Here is a 17,405-nt window from a genome sequence, read left to right as displayed (position 1 = left end):
CGGTGCGCGGGAGCGCTACAAAGTTTCCACGGCGACCGCGACAGCCGCCGTGGAACCCCGCGCTTTCGCTATTGCGCCGTGCGCGCCTGCAACGCCCGGATGCGGCTAAGTGCCTCAGTGTTGGCCACCGTCGAGTCATACATGTGCGCGAGGTCCGCCTTCAGCGCGGTGCGCGAGCCGCCGTCGAGATAAATCATGTGGCCCGACGGATAAAAGCGCGCCGACAAGTTCTGCCGCACCTGCTGACTGAGCAGCGGCATTTGCTGCAAATCGAGCACCGTCTGATAGAACGGTGTGACGAAATCATAAAAGCCGTTTGCCGACAGCACCTTCAGATCGGGATTGAGCGCCATGACCGCCGCGAGGTCGCCGGCCGTGTAGAGAATCACGTTGCCCTTGTCGTCCACGCCCTTCTGCGCGCCGGTCGGGTCGATGTGGCTGAAGTCCCAGAACTGGAACGCCTGATCGTTGAGATCCGTGAAGGCCGAGTTCGACGTGTACTTCAACTGCTCGTTCAGATAGACGTTCCACATCGTCGTATAGACGCCGGACACGGCCGTCATCGTCGGATCGTTGCCGCCGGAGTTCGGATCGATCTTGCCCGCAATGCCGGTGCCGATGGCGGTGACGCGGCCGTCGTAGGCGCCCAGCACGAGACCCTTGGACTTGAGCAGCGTGGTCAGGAACAGCGAATTGCCGCGGCTGTCGTACGACGCTATGTCGAGACTCCACGCAAGCAAGGTCGTCTTGTCGATGCCGGTGTATTCGGCGAGCTTCTCGACCGTCGCTGCGTCGGTGGTCGGGAATTTGCGCAACGCCGCGAGGTAATCGGTGCGGGCGAACTGCGCGACTTCCTCGGCGAACGCGCCGAGATCGGTCGGCCGCGGCGCGATGCCGAGCTTCTTGTGATACCACGCGTCGGCGGCGGCCGTGGGCAGCGCGCCGACCGGATTGCCGGCCTGCGTGTAATCGAGTATCGACGATTGCAGCGTGATGCCGTTCAGATCGACGCCGCCTTCGTGCAACCGGTAAGCGACCACGCAGCTTCGCGCGGTGCCGTACGACTCGCCGAACAGATACTTCGGCGAATTCCAGCGATTGTTCTTCGTCAGAAAGCGCTTGATGAACTGCGCGATCGAATCGGCGTCCTGGTCGACGCCCCAGAAGTCGCGGTTCTTTTTCGGCGCGACGGCCGCGGAATAGCCGGTGCCGACCGGGTTGACGAAAATCAGGTCGCTTTTGTCGAGCAGGCTGTCGGGGTTGTCTTCGATCGTGTACGGCGCGGGCGGCGTGAAGTTCGGCATCGACGTCCTGATGCGGCGCGGCCCGAACGAGCCGAGCAGCACGAACACCGCGGAAGAACCGGGCCCGCCGTTATAGAAGAATGTGAGCGGCCGGGTTTCTTCTTTCTGGTTGTCCTGCGTGAACGCGACGTAGAACATCCGCGCGGCGGGCTGCGAACTGCTCGGGTCGACGATCACCAGATGGCCGACCGTCGCCGTGTAGTCGATCTTTTTGCCGTCTATCGTGACCGAGTGATGCGTGATCGCAGCGTTCTCGTCGGTCGCGGTGACGGAATCGTCGGGGCCGTTGCCGTAGGCGACCGGATCGAAGAAGGGCTGGTCGCCCGCCTTGTGCTTGCCCGCCGCTGCCGGCCTGGCTGACGCTTCGGAATTGTGCGGCGACTGCGGACTAACGGACGCTGGCTCTGTGCTTGTCATGATCGCTCCATGGGTACGTTCACGTCTTGTGCCGGTGCTGCGGGACTCGTGCCGATCGACTCGCTAGACAACTCGCCGATCAACCTGCTGACTATAGTGCGGCAGCCACTTTCTGACCATTGGGACTGCCGAGTCCCGTGCAGGCGTCCCAGCCCTTGGACGCCGCGAAGCTGCCGTTATTACCTTGGGTGATGTCGTTGCACACGCCCGCCGCCTTGTACAGCTTCGGATTCACGAAGCCTGCCGGCGCGCCCTTCGCCGCGTTGATGCGCGCAATCAGCGCGGCCCACAGCGGCGCGACCGCGCTCGTTCCGCCCACCACCGTTTGCGTGCCGCCGACCAGCACCGTGTAGCCGGTAAGCGGCGAGGCATCGCCGGCGACATCGGGCACGCCGCGCTTCGCGAGCGGCTTCTTGCCGCCCGCCGACAACGCCACCGAAAGCCCCTCCTGCCACGCCGGCAACGCAAACGCGCCGCTCACGCCACCGCCGCCCGCGCCGCCTTGCGGTCCGTCGTTCCACACCACCTCGTGCGTGATCGACGTGCCGGACGCTGTGAGGCTCGTGCCGCCGCACGCGAGCACATACGGGCTCGCCGCCGGAAAGTCGACGTTATCGCCGCCATTGGCGCCGTCGCTCGAGCCACTGTCGCCGGACGCCGCGCACACCGTCACGCCGAGCGCCGCCGCGGTTTGCAGCACGCTGTTGAACGCCTTCAGCGACTGGCTCGTCCAGATCGACTCCGGCCCGCCCCAACTGATCGAAATCACCGACGGCTTGTTGACCGTGTCGTGCACCGCGCGGCTCACCGCGTCGATAAAACCGGCGTCGCTGTTCGGCGCGAAGTACACCGCGATCGTCGCGCCCGGCACGATGGCGCCGACAATCTCGATGTCGAGCGTGACCTCGCCGTCCGGGCCGTTCGGATCGCCGGTCGGTTCGTTGCGCGCCTGGTCGACGCTGACCGATTTCACCGTGGGCGAAGGCACGCCGAGGCTCGCGAAGTACGACTTCAGATCCGCCGGATCGTAACCGCCGCCCAGCTCGATGATGCCGACGCACTGCCCGCTGCCGTCGCCCTGCGGAAACTTGTAGAGCGACGCCAACTGCAGCGGCGTGAACGAAGCCTGATGCGTTTTAGCCGGCCTGAACGGCGGACGAATGCGAAAGTGCGGCCGCGCCTGCGGACGGTTGTCGAGCCCAAGCACCGCCTCGACGACGTCGTGCAGATCGTCCGGCACGTTGACCGCGCCGGTCCGTCCGCGGAATTCGCCGGACGTATGGTGCTGATACTTTTCGAGCTTGACTTCGAACGCGCTCTGGAACTGCGCGACAGTGCCCGACAGCAGCACCGAGCGCGCGGCCAGATCCTCGCGCACCACCGTCAGCCCATGCGCGGCGGCAAATGCCTTGACTTTGGCGACGTCGTCGGGGGCTGCGCCGTAGTCTTTGGCCATCGCCTCGCGCGACAGCGGCTTCACGTTCGGGTCGCCGGCTTCGATCCGGCTCATCAGCGCGTCGAACTGCGCCTGCTGCTGACGGCGCAGCATCACGAAGACCTCGATCTTCTCCGATGGATCGCAGTCGCCGATGAGTTTGGAACCTCGTTCTACGTTGCGCTCGCTTCCGGGCAGCGGATGCTTGGTGGCCATGTGCGACTCTCCTCTTGGCATGACGGCGCCGGATGCGAGACGGACCGGCGCACGCGCCCATCCACTCAACGCCCGACGACAGCTATTGGAAGGTGCTGCATGCGAAGCGCGGCATGCGGGACTTCGCAAACCTTCGGACCAATGCATTCGAACACAGTTCCAGTCCGAGCGGCAGTCGGCCGAATGGCCAGGCGCCGCGGCGTCCGATGCATGGTCCGCGGCGCTCGGCTATGATGCTGCAGCGGCCGTTTAGCCGTTACATTGCATTGCCTCGCGCGTCCGCGCGCAAGATCGAAGAATCAGAGGAACTCCATGTCAATCTCGATGTATCAAGCATCACTGCCCGTGCTGATTCGCGGCCTCACCAATCTGCAAGGCATCCTCGGCAAAGCTCAGGCGCACGCCGCGCAAAAGCAGATCGAACCTGCGGTGTTCACGAACGCCCGCCTCGCGCCGGACATGTTGCCGCTCACGCGTCAGGTGTATATCGCGAGCGATACCGCGAAGGGCTGCGCGGCGCGGCTTGCGGATGTCGAAGCGCCCAAGTACGAAGACGTCGAACAGACTTTCGACGAACTGCACGCTCGCCTTCAAAAGACGATCGACTATCTGAAGGAATTCACCCCGCAGCAGATCGACGGATCGGAAGAGCGCGCGATCACATTGAAAATGCGCAGCGGACCAATCGAGTTCACCGGTCAGTCGTATCTGCTGGGATTTGTGCTGCCGAACTTTTTCTTCCACGTGACGACCGCGTACGACATCTTGCGTCATAACGGTGTGGAGCTCGGCAAGCTCGACTATCTGGGCGGGCTGAAGTAAGAGCCGGCCTTGTGCGCGCGGCTGAAGTTCAGTGATCGGCCGCGCCGGCCGGCGTCATCGAGACGCCGGCTGTGGGTCGTAGCATCGGCACGCAGGCTGTCGGCGCACGACACGAGCCGCGAGCGCAGCGTTAACTCGCAGGCGTCCGCCAAAGCCGCGTCAATCGAGCGACAGCCGCACCGCGAAGCCGATCAGCGCCGCCGAAAAAGTCCAGCGCTGCAGCGTTTGTGCAAGCGGATGCGCGCGCATCCATTGGGCGATCCGCGCGGCGCCGACTGCGTACGCCAGGTCGAAGCAGAAGCCGACGGCGAGCAGCACCGAACCCAGCTCCATCATCTGCAACGCGACCGGTCCCGCTTCGGGACGCACGAACTGCGGCAGCAGCACCGAACAGAACAGCAGCGCCTTCGGATTCAGCAGGTTGGTCAGCAAGCCCTTGACGAACGAAGCCCGCAACTGCGGCATGCCCGCCTCCGAAGCCTGCTGCTGCACGCCGCCGGTCCCGTCGCGCGCGGCGCCGCCCTCGGGCAACGCGAACACCGGCGAGCGAAAAATCTGGATGCCGACCCAGGCGAGATAAACCGCGCCGCCATAGCGCACGACGTCGTATAGCCACGGCGCGTTGCGAAGCAGCGCGGCCGCGCCGCAAGCGGACAGCGTGACATGCGTCGCGCGTGCGACGCCGAGCCCGCAAGCCGCCGCGAAACCGCTGCGCACGCCGCGCCCAATACTGGTTTGCAGGATCAGCGCCATGTCCGGGCCAGGCACCGCGTAGACGACCAGCAGTGCGGCGATATAGACGGCGAGAAGATGTGCGGAAATCATGAGAGCCTCGTGGATTCGATGGCTCTATCTTGCTATCGTCGATGGAGGGTTCGTTGGCGAATTTCCGGCGCGGTGGCGTGACGTTTGGTGGAATACGCTAACATCGCGTCATCTACATCAGCTTTCCTCTAGCACAAAACATCGGCCGCCCGACCATGACAACCGATCTCGACAAGACCGACCGCGCGATTCTCGCGGCGCTGCAAAAAGACGGCCGCATGTCGAATGCGAAGCTCGCCGAACTCGTCGGGCTGAGCGAGACGCCTTGCGCGCGGCGGCTCAAGCGCCTGGAAAACGAAGGCTACATCGGCCACTATCGCGCCGTGCTCGCGCGTCCGGCGCTCGGCTTCGGCGTGGTCGCGTTCGTTCTCGTGCGCTTTGCCGTGCACGACAAGAATCTCGCCAACCGCTTCGAGCGCGAGGTGCAGGCGATACCGCGCATCATCGCGTGCCACAACGTGTCGGGCAGCGCGGACTATATCCTGCAAGTGGTCGCGCGCGATCTCGACGACTACGGCACTTTCATGCGCGACCAGATGCGCAGCCTGCCTGGCGTGACGTCGGTGGAATCGGCGCTATCGTTGCGCGAGGTGAAGGCGGACAGCGGCTTGCCGCTATCGTGAGTGCGAACGTGGCATAGTCACGCCTTTTCAGGCGGTGCGCGTTGCATCAACGGCGCATCGCAGGTGGCATCAATCTGACGCCGGCAACGCGTCGGCGAACACGGAGTTTTCATGGACAACATCGATCACGAGAAAGCGCGAGCGGAAGAAGCCGCCGCAATGGAGCGCGTATTGACGGCGACCCAGCGGGTCAAGACCGCGTTCGCTTCGTTGCAATCGCAGTTTCCGCCGGCCGGCAGCGGCAATCCCTCGCAATTCGCGCTGCAAACTTTCGACGCCGCGCTGCAGGAACTCGAAGACGCCCAGGCCGCCTTCGACGAACTGCTGGGCGACCTGCTCGACGGCAATCGGTAAAGCGCGTTGAACGTCCGGTAAAGGCGCGCGTCAGTGCTCAGCCCGCACGCGTTTCGATCGCCGGCTCGCAAAGAATCGGAAAATTGACCGAGTTCGCGATATAGCACTTCTCATGCGCCGTGTGGTGCAGCTGCTGCGCCAGTTCGGCGTTGCCGCCCGCCTGAATCACCACGCGCGGACGCAGCACGATCTGCGAAAAGCGGCCCTGCTGCGGACTGTCGAGCATGGTCCCTTCGGCGTCGTCGCGATAGTCGACGACGACAATGCCCGCGTCCGAGCAAAGGTGCAGATACCACAGCTTGTGACACGCCGAGGCCGCCGCGACCAGCAAATCCTCGGGGTTCCATCGCTTTGCGTCGCCGAGAAACGCGGCGTCGGACGAGCCCGGAATGTCCGGCTTGCTTCCCGAAGCGATCACGTGGTCGCGGCTGTAGTCACGATAGCCGGATGTGCCGCTGCCGCGATTGCCCGTCCATTGAACGGAGACCTGGTAGTTGTGCTCGCCGTATGCCATGCGCGCTTCCTCTGATCGGTGAACCGGTGGATGAAGCGTTCATTTTAAAGCCGCTTATGCGCTGCAAACCACCGCTCGCGCGCGTCGATCTAGCGCGGCGCCGCCGGCCTGCCGCTGAGACTCGGCACTCGCGGATCGGGGTTCTGATTCAGGCTCGTGCCGTTCGCTCGCATCGTGTTAGGGACGTGGCCTGAGTTCAGACCCGTGCCGACGCCGCCTGCGCTCAGGCCTGTGCCAATAGAGCCGCCTGGCGTCGCAAGTCCCGGCGAAGGCGTGAGCGTCGAGCCGACCGTTCCGCCGCCGCCAGCCACGTTTCCGGTAGACGGCACCGCGCGCGTGCCGCCCGACTGCGCGCACGCCGTTCCGACCGCGCCGCACAGGGACGCCGCGATCACCACTGTTGCTGCCATACGGCCCATTACGATTTTCATTGCTCCACTCCGTCATTCCGTCCGTTCGACTGCGCGCGATAACGCGCCGCTCAACCTGTATGACGAACCGCGGCCTGCTTCGTTCACGCTCGTAACAGCTTATGTCCGCGTTTCGCCTCGGACCGCCTGCCGCTGTGCAAAGTCGTACAAATCCTTACAAAGCAGCGCAGGCGGAACGTGCACCGGACGCGTCGCGCAACCGTTATTGCAGGCACCTACCCGCGGAGACCGCAATGAACACGAACGTCACGACCAGCACTTCACCGCGCAGCCGTATCCATCCGTTGATCGCCGGCGCAGCGGTGGCCGTCATCGTCGCAAGCGCGACGGGGATCGCCGCGATGACCGGCTTGCTGCCCACGTCGCATGCAGTGACCGAACCCGCGGTTTCGCCCGCGGCGCTCGCCGCGCAAAGCGCGAGCGGCACGCTCAACGCGCAGCAGCCGTCGATTGCACAGCAAACGGCGCAGCAGGCCGTGCCGCAAAACGTGCAGCAGCCCGCCGCGCAAACGGCGCAGGAGCCGGCACAGCATGCTGCGCCCGCCAAACCGCCGGTGCATCGCACGCATAGCGGCGGCGCGGCTGCGCCCCGCTACGCGAACAACAACGGCTACCAGACGGCCAACGAACCCGCGACACGCCCGGTTCCCGCCGATCCGTACGCCGGCGAAGTGGTCGCGATCAACACCGTGCAGTCGCCCGAGCCGACGACCGGCCTCGGCGCACTCGGCGGCGCGGTCGCGGGCGGGCTTGTCGGCAATCAGATCGGCGGCGGACGCGGCAAGATCCTGACGACGATCGCGGGCGCTGTCGGCGGCGGGCTGGCGGGCAACGGCATCGAGCATGCGGTGCGCAAGCAGACGAGCTATCAGGTCCAGGTGCGCATGCAGGACGGCAGCTACCGCAACTTCGACTATCAGACGCAGCCGCCGGTCCAGGTCGGCGAACGCGTGCATGTTTCGGGCGACCAGCTTTCGGCTTCGTGAGCGTGACGCTTAGCGTTTGACGAGCTTTCCTCGCGCGTGCCGGGGCGTGAGGAAAGCGCGTGCAGAAACCAGGACGACCGGCACTGGCAAGCACGCACTAATGGCATGGACGCGCACCCGCGGGCATGACCGGCACCCGCGGCCACGGTTTGTAGCGATCGGCACCCCCAGCATCATCGGGCACGCACCGGCCGCACCCCGCCCAAACCCCACCGCACACCCACCGCACGCCACCGCCGACGATACAAACCCTCCGCGCGCGTTATGATCGACCGTCACGCCCAAACGGCCCAAACGGCTGATCGCGCACGATGGAGCAAGCGTACGTCCACCTCCTGCACCTGCTGGCCGGTCATCCGGAATGGCTGCTCACGGTCGTATTCCTCGCGGCCTTTCTCGAATCGGTTGCCGTCATCGGCACATTCGTTCCCGGCAGCACCGCGATGTTTCTCGCGGGCGCGCTCACAGGCACCGGCTCGCTGAGCCTCGGCTGGGTGCTCGCGTGGGCGATCGCGGGCGCCATCGCCGGCGACGGCCTCAGCTTCTGGATCGGCAGCCGCTACAAGAGCCGCATCGTCAAGCTCTGGCCGTTCTCCCGTCATCCCGAAGTGCTGGAAGCCGGCTACCGCTTCTTCGGCAAGCATGGCGCGAAGAGCGTCGTGCTCGCGCGCTTCGCCGGACCGTTGCGCGCAATCGTGCCGGTCGTCGCCGGCATGCTCGGCATGTCGCCCGTGCGCTTTTACGCGATGAACGTGCTGTCCGCGCTGCTGTGGGCGCCCGCGCATATCCTGCCGGGCGTCGTGTTCGGCGCGTCGGTGCTGCTTGCCGGCGCGGTGTCGTTCCGGCTCGTCGTGATTCTCGCGCTGCTCGTCGCGAGCATCTGGCTCAGCTATCGCGCGGCGGCGTTCCTGCTGTCGCACGCTCACGCATGGTCGAATGCGGCCGGTCGCCATCTGGGCAGTTGGGCTTGCCGTCATCCGGGGCCGGTCGGCCGCGTCGCGCGCAGACTGCTCGATCCCGAAGCGCCGGATGCGACCAGCATTCTCGCGGCGTCGCTGATCGTGCTCATATGCGGCGCACTGTTCTTCGGCATCCTCGAAGACGTGATCAGCGGCGACCCGCTCACACACGTCGACCAGTCCGTCTATCGCTTCATGCAATCGGTGCGCACGCCGTGGGGCGACTCGCTGCTCGCCGGCCTCGCGACGCTCGGCAGCACCGGCACGCTCGCCGCGCTGATCGTCGCCGTCGCGCTGTGGATGGCATGGGAGCGGCGCTGGCGCACCGTCGGCTACTGGCTCGCGGCCGTGCTGTTTTCGCAGCTGCTGATCTTCGCGTTGCAACTCGCGATGCAGCGCGCCGCGCCGAACGCGCTGATGACCGACGCCTACGTATTCCCGAGCAATCACGTGGCGGCGACCGTCATCGTGTATGGCTTTCTTGCGTTCCTGCTCGCGCGGCGGGTCGGCATGCTCGAGGGTCTGCTCGTCGTCACCGCGAGCACGCTTGTCGTCATCGTCGTCGCGCTGGCGGGCGTGTACTTCGGCCGCTACTGGGTGTCGGACGCGATCGGCGGCGCGGCGCTCGCCTATGTGTGGGTGGCGATTGTCGCGCTCACCGCGATATTGCGGCATCCGCAGCCGCCGCCCGCGCGCCGCTGGATGCCGGCCGTCATGCTCGTGACGGTGCTCGCGAGCGTGGGCGTCCAGTCCGGCGTCGGCATAAGCGGCGCGCCGGCGGGCGGCCTGACGCTGGTGCCGCTGCCGCTCACGCATGTGACGCAGCAGCAATGGACGGATTCGGTGTGGAAGCAACTGCCTTGTTATCGCTCGGATATGGGCGGCGACCGCAAGGAGCCGCTTACGCTGCAATGGGTGTCCGACGGCGATACGCTGCGCCGGCAATTGCGCGAGCAGGGATGGATCGAGGGCACGACGCTCTCCGTGCATAGCCTGCTTTCGCTCGCCTCGCCCGATGTGCCCGCGACCGCGTTGCCCGTGTTGCCGAAGCTGAACAACGGCGTGCCGTCGTCGCTCGTGTTCATGCGTCCCGGCGACACGCGCAATCGACGCGACGTGCTGCGCTTCTGGCCGAGCGGCTATGCGGTCGATAACGGCACGTCCGCCGTGCCGCTGTGGATCGGCTCCGTTGCGCATGAACGGTTGTCGCGTGCATCGTGGCCGCTTAACCTCGTGCGCGTCGACAGGCAGTTATCTCGGGACGAGACAGGCGTGAAGCTCAATGGTAAAGAAGGCGTCGCGGTACTAGCGACAGTGAGCTGCCGCGGCGTGCCCGTATCGCTGCTCGCCGCTGCGGGAGAATGATCGGCGTCAGGCCGCGCGGATGAGATGCGATGAAATCGCGATGCGAGCCTGTCGCCCGTTGCCCGCTATCGCTATTGCACCGTGTAGCCCTTGCCTTGCATGCACGCGCCGTATGCATGCCAATAAGTCGTCATCGAAGATTGCTGCGACGCTGTAGCGGACTGCGCCTGCGCCGCATGCTGCTGACGGCTGCGCACTCCGCCGGCGAGCACGCCCGCGGTCGCGCCCACCGCGGCGCCGTGTCCCGCATCATTGCCGCTCACGTCCCCGACGATCGCACCCGCGGCCGCGCCTCGCGCCGCCCCTCTGACGCGCGCGCCGGTCGGGCCCGCTGGTGGCGCGGGCGTCTGCGCGACGACAGCCGGATCGATGCCGGTGCTTTGCTTCGCCCAGGCATAGCACGCGCCGTCATCCGACATCTGCTGCTGTTGGCTTTGTCCATGCGCGGGATAGGTTGCCGGTTTCTGGGCATAAGCAAGCGCGCTCGCGCTTGCCAGAATCAATGCGGCGAATCGCTTCATTTGAAACCTTCTAGTGAGGAACACTGACGGCTCATGCATCTGCTGAACGAGGGCAGTCTGCGAGGCGCACAGCTCAACGCATCTTACCTGGCAGGCTCGCGGCAGCCGAGAGCAATGCAGCTAAACGTGAACAGCTTTGCTTAACACCGTGCGCACCGATTCATGCGCTACGATTCTCTTCACCGAATGATTCTTCCAGCTTGGAAGATAGAAAAATCCATTAGCAAATGCAAGGCTATGCTTAGAATGCCTACGTTTTTTCGAACTGGCATTAACCACTCGAAGTGCTCGTTCAATACGGCGTTCATAGATCATCCTTTCGCCAAGTTCAACCCGAATTTATTTGGCTCGAGCATTGCAATTCCATATGGAATAGAGCTAATAATCTCGCCATTGAAACGGGGATATACCGACACGAATGCCTGACACGCTTGCCGCACACGCCCATTCCATTCCCGCGTTTCGCAGTCCAATGTTCGTCACGCCGCGCCCGTCGATTCATGTGCAAGCACGAGCGCGCACCACGAGCCCGCCCTCATCCACATCACAACGAGACATGCAACTTCGACACACGGAGATTCCATCGTGAAACGCTCAAGCGCAATCCAGGGGGCAACGCTAATCGCGATTGCCATACTGGCCGGCTTGCCGGTCATGCTCGATGTCGCGACTCCCGCGGCCCACGCGCAAACCTCGGCGAAGATATCCAGTCAGCAACTCGATTCGCTGACCGCGCCGATCGCGCTCTATCCCGACGCATTGCTCGCCCAGGTGCTGATGGCCACGACCTTTCCGCAGGAAGTCACGTCCGCGGCGGCATGGTCGAAGGCGAATCCGAACAGCAAGGGCGACGACGCGGTCAGAGCCGTCGCCGCAGAACCGTGGGACCCGAGCGTGCAATCGCTAGTGGCGTTTCCACAGGTGCTCGCCACGATGGCGTCGAAGCCCGACTGGGTCGCGCAACTCGGCAACGCGTTTCTCGCGCAGCCGAACGACGTGATGGACTCCGTGCAACGTCTGCGCAAACAGGCGCAAACAGCCGGCAATCTGAAGACGACCGAACAGCAGAAGGTCATCGTCGAACAGAGCACGATTCAGATCGTGCCGGTCAATCCGCAGGTCGTTTATGTGCCGACGTATAACCCGACGGTGGTGTACGGCGTGTGGCCCTACCCTGCCTATCCGCCCGTGTATGTGCCGCCGCCGCCCGGCTATGCGGTCGCAAGCGGGCTCGCCGCGGGTCTCGCGTTCGGCGTGGGCATCGCGATCACGAGCGCGTTGTGGAGCGACGTCAACTGGAACAACCACAACGTCAACATCAACGTGAACCGATACAACAACATCAACGTGAACCGGCGCCTCGACGTGAACAGCAACACCACGCGATGGAATCGCGACACGACGTTCAACCGGAACGCATCGGCGAATCTCGGCGGCGGCGTGCAGCGCGACGCTTACCGCGGGCGCGACGTCTCCACGTCACGCGCACAAGCGCAGCAGGCGCTGCAGAACCGCACTGGTCAAAATCTCGGCGGCAGCGCGAGCGAGCGTCTGCAAGGCATTCAGCATGGCGGCACAAACGCCGGCAACATTCGGGCGAGCGCGCAGAACGTCAATCGCGACAACGCGCTGCGCGGCGCGGGCAACGGCCCGGCCGCACGGCAGGACATCGAGCGCGGCCAAGCAAGCCGCCAGGCGCAAGCCGGCTCGCACAACGGCCTCGGTGCAGGCGGTGGTGGACAGGAACGCGGCGGACTCGGCGCAGGCGGCGGCGGACAGGAGCGCGGCGGACTCGGCGCAGGCGGCGGCGGACAGGAACGCGGCGGCTTCGGTGCAGGCGGCGGTGGACACGAACGCGGCGGCTTCGGCGCGGGCGGCGGTGGACAACGCCACCTCGGCCGGCAACGTTGAACGATACCCAGGAGCCGCTCATGAACCACATTCAATCGATTCGCGCTTGTCTCGCGAGATTCACCGCAGTGCCGCTGTCGCGCCATCTTGCTCACACGACGATTGCGATCTCGTCGCTACTCGTCTGCGCGGCACCGGCGCATGCGCAAGCCGTCTATCCGACACCGGAAGCCGCCGCCGATGCATTCGCCGACGCGCTCGCCATCAACGACCACGCGGCCATGCAGCACGTGCTCGGCCAGCACTACGACCGCTTCATTCCGTCGAAGGACGTCGGCGACGAGGACATCTACGAATTCCTCGGCGCGTGGGCCGCGGGCCATCGCATCGTCGACGACGCCGCGCCGCTTCATGGCCGCCCAAGCAAGCATCTGTCGGTCGGCACCGGCGGCTGGACGCTGCCGATTCCGCTCGTGCAGGCGTCAAGCGGCTGGCGTTTCGATCCCGCGGCGGGCAGCGATGAAATCCTCACGCGCAGGATCGGCCGCAACGAACGCGCGGCGATCATGACGTCGCTTGCCTATCTCGATGCGCAGCGCGACTATCGCGCATCGGCCGGCCATTACGCGCAGCGCCTCCTCAGCACACCGGGTCAACACGACGGCCTCTATTGGCCCACCGCTCCCGGCGAGGCGGAAAGTCCGCTCGGTCCACTCGCAGCCGCGATGCCGAACACCGGATCGGTCAGCAAGGAGGGCTATCACGGTTATCGCTTTCGCATTCTGAGCGCGCAGGGTTCGCACGCGAAGGGCGGCGCGCTCGACTATGCGGAGAACGGCACGCTGACGAAGGGCTATGGCCTCGTTGCGTGGCCCGCCGAATATGGCAAGACCGGCGTGATGAGTTTCATCGTTAATCAGGATGGCCAGGTTTATCAGAAGAACCTCGGGCCGCAGTCGGCAAGAAAAGCGGCGGCGCTCCGATCGTTCGATCCTGATCCGTCGTGGGAACCGGTAGCGCCGTGAATGCCGATACCGACGCCGATGCCCGTATGAACGAAGAAAACCTGGTTGCCTGCCACGAGTGCGACGCGCTGTTCCGCAAGCGCCGGTTGCGCGGAAAGTCGTCCGCGCATTGCCTGCGCTGCGGCGCGATCCTGTATCGCGGCATGTCGACGAACCTCGACGGCATTTGCGCGCTGACGCTCGCGTCGCTGTTCACGTTCGTGATCGCGCTCGGCACGCCGCTCCTCGAACTCGAAACGGGCGGCATTACTTCGCACACGAGCCTGTTCGGCGCACTCGTCGCGCTATGGAACGAGGACATGCAACTGGTCGCGGCCATGGTGTTCTGCTCGACGGTGCTGTTCCCGCTGACCGAACTGGCCGCGCTGCTATATGTGCTGACTTCCATTCGCCAGGGCTACGTGCCGCCAGGCTTTAATCGCGTGCTGCGCGCCATTCAGTTCGTGCGGCCGTGGGGCATGATCGAAGTATTCATGCTCGGCGTGCTGGTCACGATCGTAAAGATGGTGAGCCTCGCGCGCGTGGTGCCAGGCGCGGCGCTGTTCGCCTTCGGCGCACTCACGTTGATGCTGGTGCTCGTCGTCATGTTCGATCCGCGCACGCTCTGGGACTTCGCAGACGACATCCGCGCGCGCCGCGCAGCGCAGCCAGGACGCACGCGCGGCAACTGGCTGCCGGTCGCGGCTCCGCGCGGTCCGTGGCACAAACACCGGGTCACGCGATGAACACACTCACCGCATCGAAAGCGGGGCTCCTCACCTGCCACGCATGCGGACGCGTCGCGCGACGCGCAACCGCTCATGCCGCTCACGCCGCTCACACCGCGCAGTCTTGCCCGCGTTGCGGCGCGGCCCTGCATCGGCGCAATCCCAACAGCCTCGCACGCACGTGGGCGCTGCTGATTTCGGCCGCGATTCTGTATATCCCGGCCAATCTGCTGCCGGTCATGCATACGTCGTCGCTGGTCGGCTCGGAAGACGACACGATCATCAGCGGCGTCATCTATTTCTGGACCTCGGGGTCGTGGCCGCTAGCCATCGTCGTATTCGTCGCGAGCATTCTCGTGCCGATGCTCAAGCTCGGCGTGCTCGTGCTGCTCGCCGCCACTGCGCAACGCCGCTCGGCATGGCGTCCGATGGAGCGCGTGAAGCTGTTCCGGCTTGTCGAGCGCATCGGCCGCTGGTCGATGCTCGACGTGTTCGTGATCACGCTGACCGTCGCACTCGTGCGCTTCGAATCGTTTGCCGTCATCACGGCCGGTCCCGGCGCGCTCGCGTTCGGTTGCGTAGTGATACTGACAATGTTGGCGTCGATGCAATTCGACCCGCGACTGATCTGGGACAACCTCGAAGGCGGCAGCCCGCCGATGTCCCGCCCCGTTACGGAGCCGCCTCATGAATAGCCCGCAAGGCCCCGCCGCGCCGCGCGATCTGCCGGACGCGCCCGATCCCGGCATCGAGCCGCGCCGCGGCTGGCTGCCCTCTCTCGTCTGGGTGGTGCCGCTGATCGCGGCGCTCATCGGCATCGCGCTCGTCGTGAAGTCGATCACCGAACGCGGCCCCGCGGTCACCATCAGTTTCAACAACGCGGAAGGTCTCGAGCCGGGCAAGACGCAGGTCAAGTACAAGGACGTCGTGATCGGCTCGGTGAAGAGCATCACGCTGTCGAAGGATCATTCGCAGGTGCAGGTGGCGGTGCAATTGAGCAACCAGGCCGACGACTTCGCGGTGAAGGACACGCGCTTCTGGGTGGTGCGTCCGCGAATCGGCGCGAGCGGCGTAACCGGCATCGGCACGCTGCTCTCGGGAGCGTATATCGGCGTGGACGCGGGCCGCTCGAAAGAGGCGCGCAGCGAGTTCGTCGGGCTCGAGGCGCCTCCGCCCGTCACCGGCGATCAGAAAGGCCGGCGCTTTACGCTGCACGGCGATTCGCTCGGCTCGATCGACATTGGCTCGCCGATTTTTTACCGGCGCGTGCAGGTCGGCCAGGTGTACGCCCTTTCGCTCGATAAGGACGGCACGGGCGTGACGATGCAGGTATTCGTGGCAGCGCCGTACGATCAGTACGTCGGCACGAATTCGCGCTGGTGGCATGCAAGCGGCGTCAATGTGCGGCTCGATTCGAACGGCTTTGTCGTGAACACGCAGTCGCTTACGTCGATCCTGATCGGCGGTCTGTCGTTCCGCGCGCCGCCGGGCCAGACGCCGGGGCCGCAGGCCGCGGACTACTCGAGCTTCCATCTCGCGTCCGACGAAGCCGATGCAATGCGCGCGCCGGACACGACGCCCGTGCGTACCGTGATGAAGTTCAACCAGTCGCTGCGCGGATTGTCGGTGGGCGCGGTGGTCGACTTCCGCGGCATCGTGCTCGGCCAGGTCACGGACATCGGCGTCGACTACGATCCCAAGACGCGCAGCTTCACGATGCCCGTCACGCTGGAACTGTATCCCGACCGGCTGAGGCGCCGGGTGCACGGCACGGAGGTCCCCAAAGCCGGGACGGTGGAAAATCAGCGGCTGCTGCAACATCTCGTCGAGCGCGGGCTGCGCGGACAATTGCGCACCGGCAACCTGCTGACGGGTCAGTTATATGTGGCGCTCGATATTTTCCCGAAGGCCGCGCCCGTGAGCTTCGATCCCGCGCGCGATCCGCTCGAACTGCCGACCATTCCAAACTCGCTCGACGCATTGCAAACGCAGGTCGCCGAGATCGCGAAGAAGCTGGAGCGCATGCCCTTCGATCAGATCGGCACGAATCTGAACAACTCGCTGAAAAACGCCGACAAGCTATTCACGCAGTTGAGCACCGAGATCATGCCGCAGGCGCGCGACACGCTCGCGGCGGCGAAGCAGACTTTCGGTTCCGCAGAGGCCACGCTCAGGCAGGATTCGCCGGTGCAGGCCGACATGCATCAGGCGTTGCAGGAACTGACGCGCACGCTGCAATCGCTGAACGCGTTGGCCGATTATCTGGAGCGTCATCCGGAATCGCTCGTGCGCGGCAAATCGGAGGACAAGCCATGAGCCGCTATTCGCGTCGTCCGCTCGCCGGGTTTGCCGCGCTCGCGCCGTGCGCGGCATTGATCGCATCGGTGGCATCGGTGGCACTCGTCGCACTCGGCGCGCTCAGTGCCTGTTCGTCGCCGCCGAGCCGCTTTTATACGCTCGCCGGCGGGCTCGCATCGAGCGAAGTGCGCAGCGCCGCGCCGCCTCTGCTGATGATCGACGTCGCGGCCGTCGACGTGCCCGCGCAAGTCGCGCGGTCGGCGCTCGTCGTGCAGACCAGCGCGACTCGCGTGGACGTGCTCGAGCAAGCCCGTTGGGCGTCGTTGCCCGCCGACGAAATCCGTCTCGCGCTCTCGCAGCAACTCGCGCAACAGCTCGATGCGATCGACGTCTCGCGTTCTCCGCGCCCGGCCGGCGTGTCGGTTTATCGCGTGAAATTGAGTGTGCAGCGCTTCGAATCGTGGCCGGGCTCGCATGCGCTGATCGACGCGGTGTGGAGCGTGCGGGCGTTGTCCGAGGAAGCGGTGCTGACGTGCCGCAGCGTCGTCAGCGAGCCGGTCGGCGCGGGCAACGACGCGCTCGTGGCCGGCCATCGGCAAGCGCTTCAGCAGATTGCCGCCAATGTCGCCGACGGCATCCGAGCGCTCGACGCCGCAGCGCGTGCCCATCGCCTCGTGCGTGGGCAAACCGCGCCACCTTGCCCCGCGCAATGAAAACCTTCAATTACAAACACCCTTCAGTATTCCGGCAGG

General features: G+C 65.2%; 17 protein-coding genes. 11 read left to right on the top strand and 6 right to left on the bottom strand.

Annotated elements, in window-relative coordinates; genetic code table 11:
• Positions 1 to 68 precede the first annotated feature (68 nt).
• Together BGRAMDRAFT_RS27045 and BGRAMDRAFT_RS27040 are read right to left on the bottom strand one after the other, a co-directional pair.
• On the bottom strand, positions 69 to 1,721 hold the full coding sequence (locus tag BGRAMDRAFT_RS27045) for a S10 family peptidase (protein ID WP_006052075.1): 1,653 nt from the start codon (positions 1,719 to 1,721) through the stop codon (positions 69 to 71).
• 91 nt (positions 1,722 to 1,812) lie between these two features.
• Entirely contained in the window at positions 1,813 to 3,372 is a 1,560-nt protein-coding gene (locus tag BGRAMDRAFT_RS27040) for a S53 family peptidase (RefSeq protein ID WP_006052074.1), read from the bottom strand.
• A gap of 312 nt (positions 3,373 to 3,684) precedes the next feature.
• Here BGRAMDRAFT_RS27040 and BGRAMDRAFT_RS27035 point away from each other — a divergent pair, with 312 nt between their 5' ends.
• Entirely contained in the window at positions 3,685 to 4,194 is a 510-nt protein-coding gene (locus BGRAMDRAFT_RS27035; RefSeq protein WP_006052073.1) for a DUF1993 domain-containing protein, read from the top strand.
• A gap of 159 nt (positions 4,195 to 4,353) precedes the next feature.
• On the opposite strand, the gene BGRAMDRAFT_RS27030 is transcribed toward BGRAMDRAFT_RS27035, so the two are convergent.
• The gene (locus BGRAMDRAFT_RS27030) at positions 4,354 to 5,019 is read right to left on the bottom strand and encodes a LysE family translocator (RefSeq protein WP_006052072.1); all 666 of its coding nucleotides are present in this window, start codon (positions 5,017 to 5,019) and stop codon (positions 4,354 to 4,356) included.
• A 155-nt stretch (positions 5,020 to 5,174) separates the two neighbouring features.
• Between BGRAMDRAFT_RS27030 and BGRAMDRAFT_RS27025 the strand changes: the two genes are divergently transcribed.
• Positions 5,175 to 5,642, top strand: coding sequence for an Lrp/AsnC family transcriptional regulator (locus BGRAMDRAFT_RS27025; protein ID WP_006052071.1), 468 nt, complete (start codon positions 5,175 to 5,177; stop codon positions 5,640 to 5,642).
• 111 nt (positions 5,643 to 5,753) lie between these two features.
• Positions 5,754 to 5,996: a hypothetical protein gene (locus BGRAMDRAFT_RS27020; RefSeq protein WP_006052070.1), complete on the top strand. Its 243-nt coding sequence runs from the start codon at positions 5,754 to 5,756 to the stop codon at positions 5,994 to 5,996.
• A gap of 37 nt (positions 5,997 to 6,033) precedes the next feature.
• Here BGRAMDRAFT_RS27020 and BGRAMDRAFT_RS27015 read toward each other — a convergent pair whose 3' ends face one another.
• The gene (locus BGRAMDRAFT_RS27015; protein WP_006052069.1) at positions 6,034 to 6,510 is read right to left on the bottom strand and encodes an OsmC family protein; all 477 of its coding nucleotides are present in this window, start codon (positions 6,508 to 6,510) and stop codon (positions 6,034 to 6,036) included.
• A gap of 89 nt (positions 6,511 to 6,599) precedes the next feature.
• Positions 6,600 to 6,941, bottom strand: a complete 342-nt coding sequence (locus tag BGRAMDRAFT_RS27010) for a hypothetical protein (protein ID WP_006052068.1) — start codon at positions 6,939 to 6,941, stop codon at positions 6,600 to 6,602.
• A 233-nt stretch (positions 6,942 to 7,174) separates the two neighbouring features.
• Here BGRAMDRAFT_RS27010 and BGRAMDRAFT_RS27005 point away from each other — a divergent pair, with 233 nt between their 5' ends.
• Positions 7,175 to 7,927: a glycine zipper 2TM domain-containing protein gene (locus BGRAMDRAFT_RS27005; protein WP_006052067.1), complete on the top strand. Its 753-nt coding sequence runs from the start codon at positions 7,175 to 7,177 to the stop codon at positions 7,925 to 7,927.
• Positions 7,928 to 8,238: 311 nt separating this feature from the next.
• Entirely contained in the window at positions 8,239 to 10,251 is a 2,013-nt protein-coding gene (locus BGRAMDRAFT_RS27000) for a bifunctional DedA family/phosphatase PAP2 family protein (protein ID WP_006052066.1), read from the top strand.
• Positions 10,252 to 10,322: 71 nt separating this feature from the next.
• On the opposite strand, the gene BGRAMDRAFT_RS26995 is transcribed toward BGRAMDRAFT_RS27000, so the two are convergent.
• Positions 10,323 to 10,772, bottom strand: a complete 450-nt coding sequence (locus BGRAMDRAFT_RS26995) for a YMGG-like glycine zipper-containing protein (RefSeq protein WP_006052065.1) — start codon at positions 10,770 to 10,772, stop codon at positions 10,323 to 10,325.
• 585 nt (positions 10,773 to 11,357) lie between these two features.
• Between BGRAMDRAFT_RS26995 and BGRAMDRAFT_RS26990 the strand changes: the two genes are divergently transcribed.
• From BGRAMDRAFT_RS26990 to BGRAMDRAFT_RS26965, 6 genes are read left to right on the top strand one after another with little or no spacing between them, the layout of a single operon-like run.
• Positions 11,358 to 12,683, top strand: a complete 1,326-nt coding sequence (locus BGRAMDRAFT_RS26990; RefSeq protein ID WP_006052064.1) for a DUF3300 domain-containing protein — start codon at positions 11,358 to 11,360, stop codon at positions 12,681 to 12,683.
• Positions 12,684 to 12,703: 20 nt separating this feature from the next.
• Complete coding sequence (locus BGRAMDRAFT_RS26985; RefSeq protein ID WP_006052063.1) at positions 12,704 to 13,648, top strand: DUF2950 domain-containing protein; 945 nt, start codon at positions 12,704 to 12,706, stop codon at positions 13,646 to 13,648.
• Positions 13,649 to 13,674: 26 nt separating this feature from the next.
• Positions 13,675 to 14,373, top strand: a complete 699-nt coding sequence (locus BGRAMDRAFT_RS26980) for a paraquat-inducible protein A (protein WP_006052062.1) — start codon at positions 13,675 to 13,677, stop codon at positions 14,371 to 14,373.
• The gene (locus BGRAMDRAFT_RS26975; RefSeq protein WP_006052061.1) at positions 14,370 to 15,050 is read left to right on the top strand and encodes a paraquat-inducible protein A; all 681 of its coding nucleotides are present in this window, start codon (positions 14,370 to 14,372) and stop codon (positions 15,048 to 15,050) included. The genes BGRAMDRAFT_RS26980 and BGRAMDRAFT_RS26975 overlap by 4 nt, the downstream gene beginning before the upstream one ends.
• A complete protein-coding gene (locus tag BGRAMDRAFT_RS26970; protein ID WP_006052060.1) occupies positions 15,043 to 16,671 on the top strand; it encodes a PqiB family protein in 1,629 nt (542 codons plus the stop codon). The genes BGRAMDRAFT_RS26975 and BGRAMDRAFT_RS26970 overlap by 8 nt, the downstream gene beginning before the upstream one ends.
• Positions 16,668 to 17,366, top strand: coding sequence for a PqiC family protein (locus BGRAMDRAFT_RS26965; RefSeq protein ID WP_006052059.1), 699 nt, complete (start codon positions 16,668 to 16,670; stop codon positions 17,364 to 17,366). The genes BGRAMDRAFT_RS26970 and BGRAMDRAFT_RS26965 overlap by 4 nt, the downstream gene beginning before the upstream one ends.
• Positions 17,367 to 17,405 lie beyond the last annotated feature (39 nt).

It is taken from the genome of Paraburkholderia graminis C4D1M (genome assembly GCF_000172415.1).
In the GTDB taxonomy this organism is placed as follows: Bacteria; Pseudomonadota; Gammaproteobacteria; order Burkholderiales; family Burkholderiaceae; genus Paraburkholderia; species Paraburkholderia graminis.
This window is presented reverse-complemented; position numbering and strand designations above follow the sequence as displayed.